General features: G+C 60.0%; 1 pseudogene. It reads right to left on the minus strand.

Features of this window, described 5'->3' with window-relative positions:
- Positions 1–507: 507 nt before the first annotated feature.
- Positions 508–1,284: pseudogene (gene tnpC / locus NKJ12_RS32020) on the minus strand (IS66 family transposase); the annotation flags it as partial.
- Positions 1,285–1,394 lie beyond the last annotated feature (110 nt).

Raw genomic sequence — 1,394 nt, forward strand, 5'->3', positions numbered from 1 at the left:
TGGAGCTTTGGCACGTGGAGATGCTGCTGCGCGGCTTCTATGTGGCGCCACGCGGCCTTCTCTCTCTCTCGCTCCCCTTCGGTGAGGTCGAAGCGAAAAGCTTTCTGGAGGCATTTAGCGACTTTTTGGCTGTTCATCGTTCCCTCTTGCCCACACGCACCAGCTAAACCGCTGATTCTGAGTGACGGCCCGTGAGCAGTGGCGCGGCGATCAAGGTGAGTTTCGTAGCAGGGAGGTTGTCAGTAAGCGCCTCGCCGATCGCCTACGGATTTGGGCTTGACGTTTTCCGGAATCGTCAAGGCTGAGTTCCTCGATCTAGCGTAAGCGCTCAGGCAACCGTCTTCCGAGAACATCTCGATCGAGCAATCGCGCAAAAAGTCTTCGTCCTCTTCGAGCATCTCGGCCACGTATTTGAGAGTGTAAAGAGCTAAAGAGCGGAGTTGCGATATCCCATCTGACGGCCTCAACGATCCGGTTTGCATGTGAGCCCAATAATGAAGGCCCAGATCAGGCAGCTTTAGCTGCTGCGATCGTCAAAGGGCTCCAATTCCAGGGAAGCAAGTCCTCGAGCCGTGTGATCGGCGTGTCGGCGATGCGGGCGAGGACATCGGCCAGCCAGGCCTGCGGATCGACGTCGTTGAGCTTGGCGGTGGCGATCAGCGTCGCCATGAAGGCTGCCCGATCGGCGCCTCGATCGGAGCCTGCAAACAGCCAAGCAAAGCCACGCAGCGCCCGTTCGGCGGCGTTGTTGATGAGGCAGATCCGGCCGTCGCTGAGGAAGGACGTGAAGCCGTCCCAACGCTTCAGCACATAGTCGATTGGCTCAGCAACCGGAGAACTCCGGGACAATTTTGCCCGCTCGGTCCGCATCCATTCCTCAAGCGCCTCTGCGATCGGTCGGCTCTCCTGCTGGCGTCGTTGCAGGCGTTCGTCGGCGGCAAGACCGTTGATGTCGCGCTCGATGTCGAACAGCGCGTCCATGCGTTTGACCGCCTCGAGCGCGATCGGAGAGATCGGCGCGGCATCCTTGCCGCGCCTGGCGTTGGTGGCGATGTCGGCGAGCACGAAGAACTTACGACGTGCATGCGCCCAGCACAGCGCCTGGGTCAGCGGACCGGGGCCACGATCTGCCTTGAAGAGCGGATTGTAGCCGCAATAGGCGTCCGCCTGCAGAATGCCGCTAAAGGTCTTAAGATGGCGCTCGGGATGTTCCTGCCGCCGATCGCGCGAAGCATAGTAGAGTGCCGCCGGCGGCGATTGCCCGCCGAACGGCCGGTCATCGCGGTTATGTAGATTTCTGCATAAGCGTGATTATGCGCACCCGATGATTATGCGCAGCTCATCGGGACAGGAGCGTGTAACCATCGGTTTCCCGAACGATTTCCAACTGGTGA

Source organism: Mesorhizobium sp. M0195 (genome assembly GCF_040322115.1).
Classification (GTDB): Bacteria; Pseudomonadota; Alphaproteobacteria; order Rhizobiales; family Rhizobiaceae; genus Mesorhizobium.